Origin of the sequence: Isoptericola sp. NPDC057391 (assembly GCF_042668085.1) — a bacterium.
Lineage (GTDB): Bacteria > Actinomycetota > Actinomycetes > Actinomycetales > Cellulomonadaceae > Isoptericola.
In genome coordinates, this window is sequence record NZ_JBHVBO010000122.1 from 1 (window position 1) to 12,621 (window position 12,621).

Below are 12,621 nucleotides of genomic sequence, written 5' to 3' on the forward strand. Positions count from 1 at the left end.
TAAAAAAACTTAACGAAGGGGGCCGGCTTTCGTTAAGTATAAAGCGCTTGAGGTTGACGAGCTCGCTGAGCACCTCGTCGGAGGTGGTGATGACGCGGGAGTTCGCCTGGAAGCCGCGCTGGGACACGATGAGGTTGGTGAACTCCTGGGAGAGGTCGACGTTGGACATCTCGAGCGCCCCCGACGTGATGGAGCCGAGGCCCTGGTCGCCGGCCGCGCCGACGAGCACGTCGCCGGAGTTCTGCGAGGCCGCGTAGAGGGAGCCGCCGGCCTTCTCGAGGCCGCCGGGGTTGGTGAACGTCGCCAGCGCGACCTGGCCGAGCACCTCGGTGCGGCCGTTGGAGTACCGGCCCACGATCGAGCCGTCGCCGGCGACCGAGTACGAGGTGAGCGACCCCGCGGCGGCACCGTCCTTGCTCTCGACGGCGACGTTCGCGAGCTCGGCGTACGAGGTCACGGCGCCGAGGTCGACGCGCACGCCGCCGACGGCGAGCGCGCCGCCCCCGGTGAGCTTCCCGTCGGCGAAGGTCAGGGCCTGCGGGCCGGCGAGCGCGGCGCCGGTCTCGCCGTCGCGCGCGGACACGGACCAGCCGCCGCCCGTCGCGGTGAAGACGAGGGACATCCGGCTGGACCCGCCGCGCTCGTCGAAGACCTCGACGTCGCGCACGATCTCGGTGCCGTCCGCGGCGTCGGACGGCAGGTTGCCGCCGAGGGTGACGGACGTCGTCGCCTCGGGCGGGACGACGGCGCCGACGGGGATGGTGATCGGGCCGACGGGGCCGCTGGAGCTGATGCGGCCGCCGGTGGCGGTCCAGCCCTGGACGAGGTCGCCGCTCGCGTTCACCAGCCGGCCGGAGCCGTCGAAGCTGAACGCGCCGTTGCGGGTGTAGTACTGCTGGCCGCCCCGCTCGACGACGAAGAAGCCGTCGCCGTCGATCATGAGGTCGGTCGGCACGCCGGTCGTCTGGGCGGCGCCCTGCGTGAACTGCGTGGTGACCGCCGACGTCGTGACGCCGAGGCCGATCTGCGCGGGGTTCGACCCGCCCACCTGCTGGTCGGGGGCGACGCCCGCGGCGACCAGCTGGGACAGCGTGTCCTGGAACTGGGTGCGTGCGGCCTTGTAGCCGGTGGTGTTGACGTTCGCGATGTTGTTGCCTGTCACGTCGAGCATGGTCTGGTGGGCGCGCAGGCCGGAGATTCCGGTGTTGAGGGAGCGGAGCACGATGGTCCTTTCGGGTCAGGCGGCGGGTGAGGCGGCAGGTGAGGCGGCAGGTCGGTCGGCGGGGTCGGGCACGCCGGAGATCCTGTCGAGGTCGACGGCGACGCCGTCGACGGTGACGGTGGGCACGGCGTCCAGGTAGGACACCCCGGTGGCGGTGCCGGTGTGCGCGCCGCCCTTGTCGTCGAGGTAGGACACCTCGCGGCCGATGAGGTCGGCGGCGGCGGAGCGCATCTGCAGGGAGAAGGACTCCTGCTGCGTCACGGTCAGGTCCTCGACCAGGCCCGCCATCGTGTTGAGCGCCTCCATCATGGCGAGCGAGGTCGTCTGGGAGACGATCTCGCTGGTCTCCATGGAGGCGGACGGGTCCTGGTTGCGCAGCTGGGTGACGAGCAGCTCCAGGAAGAGCTCGCTGTCGTACTCCTGCTTGGGCTTGCGCACGGGGGTGTTCGCGTACGTCGAGGACGCCGCCGAGGCGGCGGACGTGGCCGGGGCGGACACGGGGTCGAAGGGCATGGTCTTCCTTCCTCAGACCAGGACGTCGAGGCGCCGGGCGGCGCCCGCCGTCCCGGCGGTCGGTGCGGGTGCGGTGGCGGTCGGGTGGGGCGTGCGGTCCGACGGCGCACCGCGCCGCCCGCCGTCCGCGTGCGGGTCGGCCCCGGGACCGGGCTGGCCGTCGCGCCGCCCGCCGGGGAGGTCGGCCGTCTCGCCCCCGCCCGACGCCGCGGGCGCGGCTCCCGACGGCGCGACCGAGAGGGTCGCCGTGGGGGCGAGCCCCGCGAGGTCGCGCCGGAGGTCGCCGGCGAGGGCGCGCAGCGCGTCGCGGCCGGCGTCGTGCGGGGCGAACAGCTCGATCCGCAGGTCGCCGCCCGCGACGTGCGCCCGCACCGTGACCGGCCCGAGGTGCTCGGGGGTCACGGACAGGGTGAGCACGTGGTCGCCGTCCGCGGCCTGCGCCAGGTGGACCACGGGCCTCGCGACCTGCGCGTGCAGCGAGGGGGGCGTGGGTGGCGGGGACGGCGCGGGGGCCGGCGCGGACGCCGCCGCCGGGGTGGCCGCCGGTGGTGGCGGCACGGCGCCCGCCGCGACGGACGTCGGGGGCGCGCCCGCCGTCGTGGGGTCGTGCGCGCCGACGGTCGCCGGGGCCACGATCGTCGGCACGCCGCCGGTGGCGCCGTCCCGAGGCACGGCCGCGCCGGGGGCGGGCGCGCCGTCGACCGCGACGCCCGCCGCCGTGGTCGGCCCGGCGGTGGCGGGAGTCGCGGTGCCGCCGGTCGCGGTCGGGGACGGACCGGCCGCGGGGGGCGCGGGACCGGACGCGAGCTGGGCGTCGCCGGTCGGGTCGCCCGGTGTCGGGCCGACCGGTGTCGCGCTGCCCGGCGCCGTGGCGCCCTGGGTCACGACGTGCGGAGCGCGCGGCGCCGCGTCGGCGCCACCCGGGGCGGGTTCCGCCGGCGCGCTCCCGGCCGGGGCCGACTGCCCGTCGCCGGGCTCGCCGCCCGTCGATGTCGGCGCGCCCGCGCGCGGCGCCGCGGAGGCGGCGGCGACGGGGCCGGCGGCAAGCGGTGCGGCGGTGAGAGGTCCGCCCGCCTCCCCCGGAAACGGGACCGAGGCGGACGTCGGAGCGCCGCCCTGCACCTCGCCAGGCACCCCGCCAGGCACCTCGCCAGGCACCTGGCCCGGCAACTCGCCCGGAACGACGTCCACGAGCGGGGCGGGGCCGCCGACCACCCCGGGTGCCAGGGCCGCGCCCGGGCCCCCGGCCCCAGGCGCGGCGGTCACGGCGTCGGCCGTCCCGGCCTGCTCGAGCGCGCCGGGCGTCCCGTCGGGACTCGCGGCCGACGGCTCGGCGGTGCGGTGCTCGGCGGTGCGGTGCTCGGCGGTGCGGTGCTCGGCGGCGCGCTGGAGCCCGGGTCCCGCCGGCGCGTGGGTCGCGGCCTCCAGGGCGCGCCGGAACGCGCCGTCGGCGGCACGGCCGCCACCGTCCGGGCGCGCGTCGGCGCCCCGGGCGGGGAGCGCGACGCCGCGCGCCGGCGGCGGCGCGAGAGGGATCGTGGTCATCGTGCTCAGTCCACGACCCGGCGGATGGTGGTGACCCGGTCGTCGGTGATGCTCGCGATCTCGACCGTCCTGCCCGGCTGCGGCGAGTGGATCATCTGCCCGTCGCCCAGGTAGAGGCCCACGTGCCGGCCGCCGCGCTGGATGACGAGGTCGCCGGGGCGGGCCTCGGCCAGCGACGGGATCTCCGTGCCCTCGCGCATCATGTCGCGCGCGACGCGGGGCAGCTTCACCCCGTGCTGGGAGTACGACAGGTACACCAGCCCGGAGCAGTCGAGCCCGCCCTCGGCGAGGCTCTCGCCGCCCCACACGTACGGCGTGCCGAGGTACTTCTTGGCGGTCTCGACGACGGCGTCCCCGGTGCCGCTGGGCGTCCCGGCGGGCCGCGGGGCCTCCGCCCGCGGCGCCGCTCCCGCGGCCGCCGTGCCCGCGCCACCCGCCGTCGTCGTGCCGGACGACGCCCCGGACAGGGCGGGCAGCAGCGACGTGAGGGTCTGCGCGAGCCCGCCCGGCGCGGACGTGGGGCCCGCGCCGGCCGCGGTCTGCAGCGCCGTGGCGAAGTCGGCGGCGCGGGCGGTCGTGCTCGCGCCGGTGCTCGACCCCGTCGTCGCCCCGGTCGACGCCCCCGTCGTCGAGGTCGCCGAGGGCGCGCCGAGCTCCTGCAGGGTGGCGATCTGGGTGCGGATCTCCCCCACGCGGGACAGGGCCTGGGTCATGCTCATGGTCCGGTCGTCCTTCCGGTCGTGCGCCACCCCGTGGTGGCCACCTCGTCGAGCCAGGTCTGCTCCGCCCGCCCTTCGGCGTGGAGCGCGGCGGCGTCGTGCCGCTCCTCGAGCTTCTCCAGCCCCGAGGCCGCCGCGCGGGCGCGCCGGAGCTCGGCGCCCGCGTCGTCGACGTCGCGAGACCGCAGCCGCGCCTCGGCCTCGAGCGCCGCGAACAGGGCGCTCGCCGCGGCGCGGGAGGCGGCGACGGCGGCGAGGGCGGCCGTGCCGTCCACGCGTTCGGGCGACGCCTCGAGCCCGTGCGCGAGCTCGTCGGCCCGCTCCGAGGTGCGTGCCAGGCGGGCGCGCGCCTCCACCACGCGCAGCCGCGCCTGGTCCTCCTCGAGCCGGCGCAGGCGCAGGACGCCCGCGAGCCGGAACCGTCCGGTCATCGCGCCTCTCCTCCGGTCAGGGCCTCGGCGAGGTGCGTGAGCCGTGCCCACGCCTCGCCGGCCGGGGTCCGGTCCGTCATCGCCTGGCGCAGGAACGCGTCGATGTCCGCCTCGTGCTCGAGCGCAGCGTCGACCATCGGGTTGGAGCCCGGCTTGTACGCGCCGATGTCGAGCACGTCCTGCGCCTTGCGTCGCGCGGCCAGCACCGCGCGCAGCGTCAGCGCGACGGACCGCTGCTCCGGGGTCGTGACCCGCGACGCGACGCGCGAGACCGACGCGAGGGCGTCGACGGCCGGGTAGTGCCCGGTCACGGCGATCGCCCGGTCGAGCACCACGTGCCCGTCGAGCACGGAGCGCGCCTGGTCGGCGATCGGCTCGTTGTGGTCGTCACCGTCGACCAGCACCGTGTAGATGCCGGTCACGGAGCCCGTCGCGGCGGTGCCGGCGCGCTCGAGCAGGCCCGCCATGAGGGAGAACGTCGACGGCGGGTAGCCGCGCGTGGCGGGCGGCTCGCCCACGGACAGCCCGATCTCGCGCTGCGCCATGGCCACGCGGGTCAGGGAGTCCATCATCAGCACGACGTGCGCGCCGGCGTCGCGGAACGACTCGGCGATGCGGGTGGCGGTGAAGGCCGCCCGGCGGCGCACCACGGCGGGCTCGTCGGAGGTGGCGACGACGACGACGGAGCGCGCCAGGCCCTCCGGGCCGAGGTCGTCCTCGAGGAACTCCCGCACCTCGCGCCCGCGCTCGCCGACGAGCGCGATGACGGAGACCTCGGCGTCCGTCCCGCGCGTGACCATGGACAGCAGGGACGACTTGCCCACCCCCGAGCCGGCGAAGAGCCCGATGCGCTGGCCGCGGCCGAGCGTGGTGAGGGTGTCGAGCACCCGGACGCCGGTCTGCAGGGGGGTGTCGATGCGGGCCCGGCTCATCGCGGCGGGCGCGTCGCGGTCGACGGGCACGCGGGGTCCCGAGACGACGGGTCCCCTGCCGTCCACCGGGCGGCCGAGCGCGTCGAGCACGCGGCCGAGCAGGCCCGTCCCGGTCGGGACCAGGGCGCCGCGGCCGCGGGTGCGCGCGGGCGTCCCGGCGCCCACGCCCGACAGGCCGCCGAGCGGCATGCAGCGGGCGCGGCCCGCGGCCGTGGCGACCACCTCGGCGTCGAGCGTGCGACCGCCGGCGTCGACGCGGACCAGGTCCCCGACGGCGCAGCGCAGCCCGGCCACCTCGAGGCTCAGCCCCACGGCAGAGGTGACGACGCCGACCCGCTCGGGGCGCGCGGCGTCGAGCAGCGGGTCGAGCAGCGGGGTGAGCAGCGGGTCGAGCCGGGCGTCGGCCTCGGAAACGACCTGGCGCGCGCCCTGGAGGGCGACGGCGCTCACGGGGTCTCACCCCCGGCGTCGGCCAGCTCGGCACGGGCGCGGGCGACCGCCGAGCGGATGCGCGCGTCGAGGAAGCCGTGCTCCAGCTCCGCGACGGCGTCGCCGGGGTCCAGCGTGGCGTCGGGCACGAGGCGCACGGCGTCCGCCCCCGCCTCGGTCAGGAGGCGCACGTCGTCGGGGTGCAGGCGCACGGCGGCCACGGGCTCCTCGACGTGGGCGGTGGCCCGGGCGAGCGCGGCCCGCGCGGCCTGCGGCGGGTCGGCGAGGAAGCTCCCGACCACCGCCTCGGCGAGGTCGAGCGCACCGCGGACGAGCGCGTCGTGCGCCTCGGCCACGACGGGCGCGGTCCGCTCCCCGAGCGCGCGCACGGCCGCGTCGAGCGCGTCGAGCCCCCGGCGGGTGCGCTCGGCCAGCGCAGCCTCGGCCCGGGCGTGCTCCGCCTCGAGGTCGCGGCGCGCGCGGGCGGTCTCCACCTGGGCGGCCCGGAGGCCTGCCGCGTAACCGGCGGCGTACCCGCGCGCCGCGGCGGCCTCCTCCGCCTCCTGCCCGCGGGCGGTGCGCAGGACGGGCAGGTCCTGCGGGACGAAGGTCGCGTCACCAGACAAGCTCGTCCCCCTCCGCGCGGTGGATCGTGATCTTCTCGTCGGCCTCGAGGTCGCGGACGATGCGCACGATCTCGGCGCGCGCCTCCTCGACCTGGCTCAGCCGGACGCCGCCGAGCCCCGCGGTCTCCTCGTCGAGGGCGACGCGGTTGCGCTCGGAGATGTTGGCCGTGATGGCCTCGACGACCGTCGCGCTGCTGCCCTTCATCGCGAGGGCGAGCACCGACATCTCCACGCCGCGCAGGATGGTCTGCACGTCGCGCGCCTCGAACGACGCGATGTCCTCGAAGGTGAGCATCCGCGAGCGCACCTCCTCGGCGAGCTGCGGGTCGCGCGCCTCCAGGCCCTCGAGCACGGCCTTCTCGGTCGCGACATCGGAGCGGTTGATGATGTCCACCAGCGGCTGGACGCCGCCGATGATCTCGACCGGCTGACGCGGGCCGACGCTGGCACCCATCCGGGCACGGAAGTGCTCCGACACGAGCGTCACCGCGTCCTGGGACGCCGTTCCCATCGTGGCCAGCGCCTGCGCCACGTCGGTGCGGTAGTCGTCGGCGAGGCGGGCCAGCACGGCCGACGCGACGCCGGAGCCGAGGTGCGCGAGCACGAGGGCCACGGTCTGGGGGTGCTCCCCGTCGAGCAGGGAGACGATCTGGCCGGGCTCGGTCCCGTCGAGGTACTCGAAGGCCTTGCCCTGCATGCTGGACACCAGCCGGTCCACGACGTCGGCGGCGCGATCGGCGCCGAGGGACGCCTCGAGGAGCCCGACCGCGTAGTCCTTCCCGCCGCGCGGGCGCGGGGCGCCGGACAGGGCCATGTCGTAGAACTCGTCGAGCGCCGCGACGGCCAGGTCCTGGTCCACCACCTGCGTGCGCATGATCTCCGCGGCGACGTCGCTCGCCTCCTCCTCGGAGAACAGGGACATCACGGTGGCGGCGCGCTCCTGGCCGAGCTGCATGAGCACGAGCGCGACCTTCTGGACACCGCGCATGCCCGCCACCTTCGCCTCGGTCTCGGGGCTGAGGGCGGCCTCGGGCTCGGGCTCGGGGACGGCGGCGGGGGCGGCCCCGCGGACCGCCGGGAGCACGGCCGTCACGTCGGCCGCGGGGACTCCGCCGGGAAGGGCGGCGGTGGTGGTCGCGCTCATCGCTGCGCCCCCGCCCGGTCCTCGGCGAGGATCGTCCGCAGGTACTCGGCGGTCTTGTCCGGGTCGGTGGCGGCGAGCGCGTCGACCTCGGCGCGGCGCTGGTCCACGCTCGTGAACCGCGGCGTCGGGGGCAGGATCTCGGGCGGCGCGGGCGCCGGCTCGAGCAGCCCCTCGGGCCCGCCCGGCGGGAGCGCCGCGGGTGCGTCGTCGTGGTCGGGCGCCAGCCCGAGCGGGCCGAACGAGCCGACGTCGACCGTCTCGCGCCGCTCGCGACGACGCCGCGAGCGCGACCGGGCCACGAGGACCAGCACCACGAGCAGCAGGACGCCGGCGACGATCGCCCCGGTGCGGATCAGCTCCGCCCGCTGCGCGGCGGCGGCCTCGTCGGCCGCCGCGGTCAGGGCCGCCTGCGCGGTCTCCGCGGCGGTCGTGTCGAACGGCACGACGGCGACCTCGACCGCGTCGCCGCGCTCCGGGTCGATGCCCGCGGCCGCGGCCACGAGCTCGCTGACGGTGTCGGGGTTGACGTTCGCCGCGGCGTCGGCGTCCAGCGCGACCGAGACCGTCTGGCGGTCGAGCCGCCCGGCGGGGGTGGTGGTGGTCTCGGTGACCTTGTCGATCGCGTTGTTGCGCGTCGTGTCCTCGGAGGTGTAGCCGCTGTCGGCGCCCGCGTCGCCGGGGACGGCGATGTTGTCCGGGCCGAGGGTGCCGGCGCCGGTGCCCCCGGCGCCGGTGTACTCCTCGGACCGGGTCGACTCGTTGAGCACGGGGTCGCCCTCCGGGGACTCGAAGGTCTCGGTGAGCCGCTCCGAGCTGGACCGGTCCATCTGCGCGGTCACGGCGACCGTCGAGGCGCCGGGGCCCACGAGCTTGTCGAGCATCGCCTGCACCTGCGCGGTGACGCGCTGCTCGTACTCGCCCGACTCCCGGTCGGTGGCGCGCGTGCCGGCGCCGACCTCGGACAGCACCTCGCCCTCCGCGTCGACGACGGCGACGTCGGTCGGCGACATGCCGTCGATCGACGCCGACACGAGGTGCACGACGGCCTCGACCTGGTCGTTGCTGAACGTCGCGCCGCGCTCCGGCGCCAGGAAGACCGACGCCGTCGGCGTGCCCTTCTCCTCGGCGAAGACGGTGTCCTTCGGGATGCTGAGCTGCACGCTCGCGGTCTCGACGCCGTCCAGGGCGGAGACGGTGCGCGCGAGCTCACCCTCGAGGGCGCGCTTGTACGTCACGTCCTGCTGGAACTCGCTCGCGGTGACGCCCATGTCGTCCAGCAGCGAGTAGCCGCCCGTGGGCTCGTCGGCCGGCAGGCCGGCGGAGGCGGCCGCGAGACGCTGGGAGTAGACCTGCTCCTGGGGCACCAGCACCGTGGCGCCGCCGTCGGACAGCTCGTAGGGCACGCCCTGCGACTCGAGCTGGTCGACGACCGCGGCGGCGTCCGCGCCCGACATCCCGGTGAACAGGGGCGAGTAGCTGGGGCGTGACAGCCAGGCGACGAGCGCCACGACGGCCACCACGAGGATGGCGAGCGCCAGGAGCGCGAGCGTGCGCTGCGCGATGGTGAAGTCGCGGACCGCGCCGAAGACGCGGCCGAGCGACGACTTGATCTTCTCGGGCATCGTCAGGCCTGCATCCTCATGATCTCGGTGAACGCGTCCACGGCCTTGTTCCGCACGGCCGCGACGAGCTCGAGGGTGGTCTGGGCGCGGGTGGCCGCGACGGTCGCCTGGTGCACGTCCTCGAGGTCGCCCGTGACGGCGGCGACGGCGAGCTCGTTCGCGGTGCCCTGCAGCTGCTGGGTGGAGTCGACGGCGCCGCCCAGGACCTGGGCGAACGCGCTCGCGCCGGCCGCGCCCGTGGACGGGGCGCCGGGCTCGGTCGCGGCGGCGACGTACGACGTGGCGGCGGTGGCCTCGACGGCGGGGACGGACATGATGGGCATCTGGGTCACTTCCCGATCTGCAGTGCTGCTTCGTATGCCGTCTTCGCGCGGTCGATCACCGCGGCGTTGGCCTGGTACCCGCGCTGGGCGAGGATGAGGCTGCCCATCTGCTCGGACAGGTCGATGTCCGGGTACCGCACGTACCCGTCCTCGTCGGCGAGCGGGTGGTCCGGCTCGTAGGTGACACGGCCGTCGGCGCTGCCGAAGGCGGCACCCGCGACGTACGCGCCGGGGTCGTCCTCGCCGCCCTCCGTCGCGAGCACGTACCGGGCGCGGAAGGCCTCGTCGTCGGTGGACCGCACCGTGTTGACGTTCGCCATGTTGTCGGCGACGGCGTCGAGCCACTTGCGGTGCACGGTGAGGCCGGTGCCGGCGATGCCGAGCGCGTCGAACGTCATCTCAGGCCGTCCGCATCGCGGCGCGCAGCGCGGCGGCCTCGCCGCCGACGGCCTGGGTGGCGAGCTGGTAGCGCAGCACGGTGTCGACGTGGGAGAGCGTCTCGGTGTCGAGGTTGACGTTCGACCCGTTGAGCTGGGTCGGCTCCAGCGAGCGCGACACGGCGGGTGCGGCGCGGCCGTCGCCCTCGGCGACCGAGGCGGCCAGGGACTCCTCGAACTGCACGCGCTTCGCGGTGTAGCCGGGGGTGTTGATGTTGGCGACGTTCTCGGCGATCGCCCGCTGGCGGGCGGACAGCCCGTCGAGGGCGCTCTGGAGGGCGAGGGAGGTGACGGAGTCGAACACGGTCGCGGAGTCCCCACGTCGAGTCGGTCGGCCGTCCCATGGCCTGCGAGACGAGCGATCCGTGCTCGTCCTGGACTGTGCTGTGCTCACGGGACCCCTATGCAGGGTGGTCCCGCGTGAGCCGTCGTGGCGGCTCTCGTGCCGGGGGCGACGGCGTCGCTCAGGCCCGCACGTCGAGGTAGGCGGCCGCGGACGTGTCCAGCGCGCGCGGCACCGTCGTCACGGCCCGCGCGTGCCGGCGGTTCTCGGCGAGCGCCCGCCGGAGGTCCTCGACGGTGTCCCCCAGGCGCGCGGCGACGGCGAGAGCGCGGTCGGCCAGCGCCGTGGGCAGGGGCCCGAGGCCGACCGGCGGCTCCCACGTCAGGAGGCGCGCGAGCGCCTCGTCGTCGACCTCGATGCCGCCGGTCTCCGCCATGGCGTCGAGCTCGTCGAGCATCCACGTCCACGCCGCCGTCGTCCCGTCGCGCTCAGGCGACACCGGAGGCACCGCCCGCGCCGTGGCCCGCCGGCAGCTGCTCGGCCGCGAGGCGCCAGGTCTCCTGCAGCGGGACGACGATCTCGACGACCTCGCGCGTGCGGCCGACGTCGCGGTGCACGTTCGCCGTCACGAGCGCCTCGTGCACGTACAGGTAGAGCGCCATGAGGTCGTCCGCCCCGTCCCACGCCCGGGTGTCGAGCGAGCCCATGAGCTCGGCGACGATCGCCTGGGCGTGGACCAGCTGCTCGGAGGCCGCGGCCCACCGCCCCTCGACCTGCGCGGTCTCGGCGCGGCGCAGGTCGAGCACCAGCCGGTCGTACAGCATGGTCAGGAGCCGGGCGGGCGACGCCGTGAGGACGGCGTCGCGCCCGTAGGCGCTCCGGGCGAGGTCGGTCATGACGGTCTCCGGGGGATCCGAGGGCGGGCGGCTCAGTCGGCCTGGGTCGAGGCGGCGAGCGAGGACAGCTGGCCGGTCAGCCACTGCTGCTGCGCGTCGAACTGGGCGAGCGCCACCTCCATGGCCGTGAACTGCGCGGTCAGGCGGTGGTAGCGCTGCTCGAGGCGCACGTCCCACCGGGCGATCTGGTCGTCGAGGCGCTTCGCGGTGGTCTCGCGGCTCTGGATGGAGGTCGTGAGCAGGCCGTCGTACTTGTCGGACAGGGTCGTGGCGGCGTCCTGCACGCGGGTCGCGAGCTCGGCGACCTTGCCCATCGCGCCGTCGGGGTCGGCGGCCAGCGCCGCGGCGAGCTTCTCGGGGTCGAACGTGACCTCGCCGTAGCGGGTGATCTCGACGCCCACCGTGGCGGGCGACTCCCCGTCCACGGGGGACGTGATCGCACCCAGGAGCGCCTGGCGGGCGCTGCGCACGACGGACTCGCCGGCCAGGGTCGCGCCGGTGGTGGAGCCGTCGGAGCCGACGGTCACCTTGGTCTGCGCCGCGATCCGCGACAGCACCGACGCGACCGCGTCGACGAGCTCGCGGACCTTGGTCGTCCGCGCCTCGGAGTCCTCGGCGACGGTGACGGTGACCGGCTCGGCGCCGGCGCGTGCGACGGTGATGTCGACGCCGGGCAGCAGGTCGGTGAGGGTGCGGGACGACGACGTGACGGTCTGCTCGGCCGCGGTGCCGGCCCACAGCCGGACCGAGGTGTCGGCGGCAGCGGTGACGGTGGCGGCGCCGGGCGCGGCGAGCAGGTCGGTCGCGGTGCCGGCCGCGACGTCCGCCGCGGTGCCCGCGTGGAAGGAGAACGCGTGCCCGGTGCCGGTCTCGCGGGCGGTGAGCTGCAGCCGGTACAGGGGCTCGCCGGTGCCGGCGTCGGTGCCCGCGGCCACCTTGACGGCCGTGACGCCGGCGTCCGAGCGGTTGATCGCGGCGGCGACGTCGTCGAGCGAGGCCGACGCCGCGGTGATCTCGGTGCGCTCTCCCGCCGCGTCGGTGAGCGTGAACGTGGTGCCGGGGGCCGTCGTCAGCGCGGCGGTCACGGACTTCTGCGCGGCCGCGACGGTGTCGACGACGACGTCGACGCTGCCCGCGCTCGCGCCGGCGCGCGCGGCGACGGCCACGGCGTCCGACGACGCGGTGCCCGTGAAGAGCGCGAGCGCGCCGGAGGTGGTGAGGTCCTTCGCGGCGGTCGCCAGCGCGGCGATCCGGGAGTTGAGGTCCTGCAGGGCGGTGATCTCCGCCCGCTCGGCCTTGACCTTGCTCGCGAGCTGCTGCTGCGGGACGGCCTCGACCTTCATGAGCTGCTCGACCAGCGCGGCGGTGTCGATGCCGCTGGCCAGGCCGGTGAAGGAGATGCTCACGGGTCGCCTCCGGGCGCGTGGGATGACGGGAGGAAGAGGAGGGGGCTGGGCCCGCGGGTCGGGCCGGACGGCACCCGGCGGCCGGGACGACGG

General features: G+C 76.2%; 15 protein-coding genes. All 15 read right to left on the minus strand.

Annotated elements, in window-relative coordinates; genetic code table 11:
* A partial coding sequence (locus ACFUVW_RS14630; RefSeq protein ID WP_430572055.1) for a flagellar hook protein FlgE occupies positions 1-1,222 on the minus strand: 1,222 nt, incomplete at its 3' end.
* 15 nt (positions 1,223-1,237) lie between these two features.
* Positions 1,238-1,735 carry a flagellar hook assembly protein FlgD gene (locus ACFUVW_RS14635; RefSeq protein WP_430572056.1) on the minus strand — a complete coding sequence of 166 codons (498 nt, stop codon included), beginning with the start codon at positions 1,733-1,735 and terminating at the stop codon, positions 1,238-1,240.
* Between the two features lie 12 nt (positions 1,736-1,747).
* A complete protein-coding gene (locus ACFUVW_RS14640; protein WP_430572057.1) occupies positions 1,748-3,280 on the minus strand; it encodes a flagellar hook-length control protein FliK in 1,533 nt (510 codons plus the stop codon).
* Positions 3,281-3,285: 5 nt separating this feature from the next.
* A complete protein-coding gene (locus tag ACFUVW_RS14645; protein ID WP_430572058.1) occupies positions 3,286-3,999 on the minus strand; it encodes a C40 family peptidase in 714 nt (237 codons plus the stop codon).
* Entirely contained in the window at positions 3,996-4,430 is a 435-nt protein-coding gene (locus tag ACFUVW_RS14650; RefSeq protein WP_430572059.1) for a flagellar FliJ family protein, read from the minus strand. Before ACFUVW_RS14650 ends, ACFUVW_RS14645 begins: the two co-directional genes overlap by 4 nt.
* On the minus strand, positions 4,427-5,746 hold the full coding sequence (locus ACFUVW_RS14655) for a FliI/YscN family ATPase (protein WP_430572069.1): 1,320 nt from the start codon (positions 5,744-5,746) through the stop codon (positions 4,427-4,429). The genes ACFUVW_RS14650 and ACFUVW_RS14655 overlap by 4 nt, the downstream gene beginning before the upstream one ends.
* A gap of 62 nt (positions 5,747-5,808) precedes the next feature.
* Positions 5,809-6,417, minus strand: coding sequence for a FliH/SctL family protein (locus ACFUVW_RS14660; RefSeq protein WP_430572060.1), 609 nt, complete (start codon positions 6,415-6,417; stop codon positions 5,809-5,811).
* Positions 6,407-7,561, minus strand: coding sequence for a flagellar motor switch protein FliG (gene fliG / locus ACFUVW_RS14665; RefSeq protein WP_430572061.1), 1,155 nt, complete (start codon positions 7,559-7,561; stop codon positions 6,407-6,409). The genes ACFUVW_RS14660 and fliG overlap by 11 nt, the downstream gene beginning before the upstream one ends.
* A complete protein-coding gene (gene fliF, locus ACFUVW_RS14670; RefSeq protein ID WP_430572062.1) occupies positions 7,558-9,183 on the minus strand; it encodes a flagellar basal-body MS-ring/collar protein FliF in 1,626 nt (541 codons plus the stop codon). The genes fliG and fliF overlap by 4 nt, the downstream gene beginning before the upstream one ends.
* Before the next feature lie 2 nt (positions 9,184-9,185).
* Complete coding sequence (gene fliE, locus ACFUVW_RS14675; protein ID WP_430572063.1) at positions 9,186-9,506, minus strand: flagellar hook-basal body complex protein FliE; 321 nt, start codon at positions 9,504-9,506, stop codon at positions 9,186-9,188.
* Positions 9,507-9,511: 5 nt separating this feature from the next.
* On the minus strand, positions 9,512-9,904 hold the full coding sequence (locus tag ACFUVW_RS14680) for a flagellar basal body rod protein FlgC (protein ID WP_430572064.1): 393 nt from the start codon (positions 9,902-9,904) through the stop codon (positions 9,512-9,514).
* 1 nt (position 9,905) lies between these two features.
* A complete protein-coding gene (locus tag ACFUVW_RS14685) occupies positions 9,906-10,247 on the minus strand; it encodes a flagellar basal body rod protein FlgB (RefSeq protein WP_430572065.1) in 342 nt (113 codons plus the stop codon).
* Between the two features lie 160 nt (positions 10,248-10,407).
* Complete coding sequence (locus ACFUVW_RS14690) at positions 10,408-10,725, minus strand: hypothetical protein (RefSeq protein ID WP_430572066.1); 318 nt, start codon at positions 10,723-10,725, stop codon at positions 10,408-10,410.
* Positions 10,715-11,122 (minus strand): flagellar export chaperone FliS, encoded by a 408-nt coding sequence (gene fliS, locus ACFUVW_RS14695; RefSeq protein WP_430572067.1) that lies wholly within the window; start codon positions 11,120-11,122, stop codon positions 10,715-10,717. The genes ACFUVW_RS14690 and fliS overlap by 11 nt, the downstream gene beginning before the upstream one ends.
* A gap of 32 nt (positions 11,123-11,154) precedes the next feature.
* Positions 11,155-12,528: a flagellar filament capping protein FliD gene (gene fliD / locus ACFUVW_RS14700; protein ID WP_430572068.1), complete on the minus strand. Its 1,374-nt coding sequence runs from the start codon at positions 12,526-12,528 to the stop codon at positions 11,155-11,157.
* Positions 12,529-12,621 lie beyond the last annotated feature (93 nt).

Bases quoted from the DNA above. Each gene is read 5' to 3' on its own strand.
- ACFUVW_RS14635 (WP_430572056.1), bottom strand. From the start codon at position 1,735: ATGCCCTTCGACCCCGTGTCCGCCCCGGCCACGTCCGCCGCCTCGGCG.
- ACFUVW_RS14640 (WP_430572057.1), bottom strand. From the start codon at position 3,280: ATGACCACGATCCCTCTCGCGCCGCCGCCGGCGCGCGGCGTCGCGCTC.
- ACFUVW_RS14645 (WP_430572058.1), bottom strand. From the start codon at position 3,999: ATGAGCATGACCCAGGCCCTGTCCCGCGTGGGGGAGATCCGCACCCAG.
- ACFUVW_RS14650 (WP_430572059.1), bottom strand. From the start codon at position 4,430: ATGACCGGACGGTTCCGGCTCGCGGGCGTCCTGCGCCTGCGCCGGCTC.
- fliG (WP_430572061.1), bottom strand. From the start codon at position 7,561: ATGAGCGCGACCACCACCGCCGCCCTTCCCGGCGGAGTCCCCGCGGCC.
- fliF (WP_430572062.1), bottom strand. From the start codon at position 9,183: ATGCCCGAGAAGATCAAGTCGTCGCTCGGCCGCGTCTTCGGCGCGGTC.
- fliE (WP_430572063.1), bottom strand. From the start codon at position 9,506: ATGCCCATCATGTCCGTCCCCGCCGTCGAGGCCACCGCCGCCACGTCG.
- ACFUVW_RS14680 (WP_430572064.1), bottom strand. From the start codon at position 9,904: ATGACGTTCGACGCGCTCGGCATCGCCGGCACCGGCCTCACCGTGCAC.
- fliS (WP_430572067.1), bottom strand. From the start codon at position 11,122: ATGACCGACCTCGCCCGGAGCGCCTACGGGCGCGACGCCGTCCTCACG.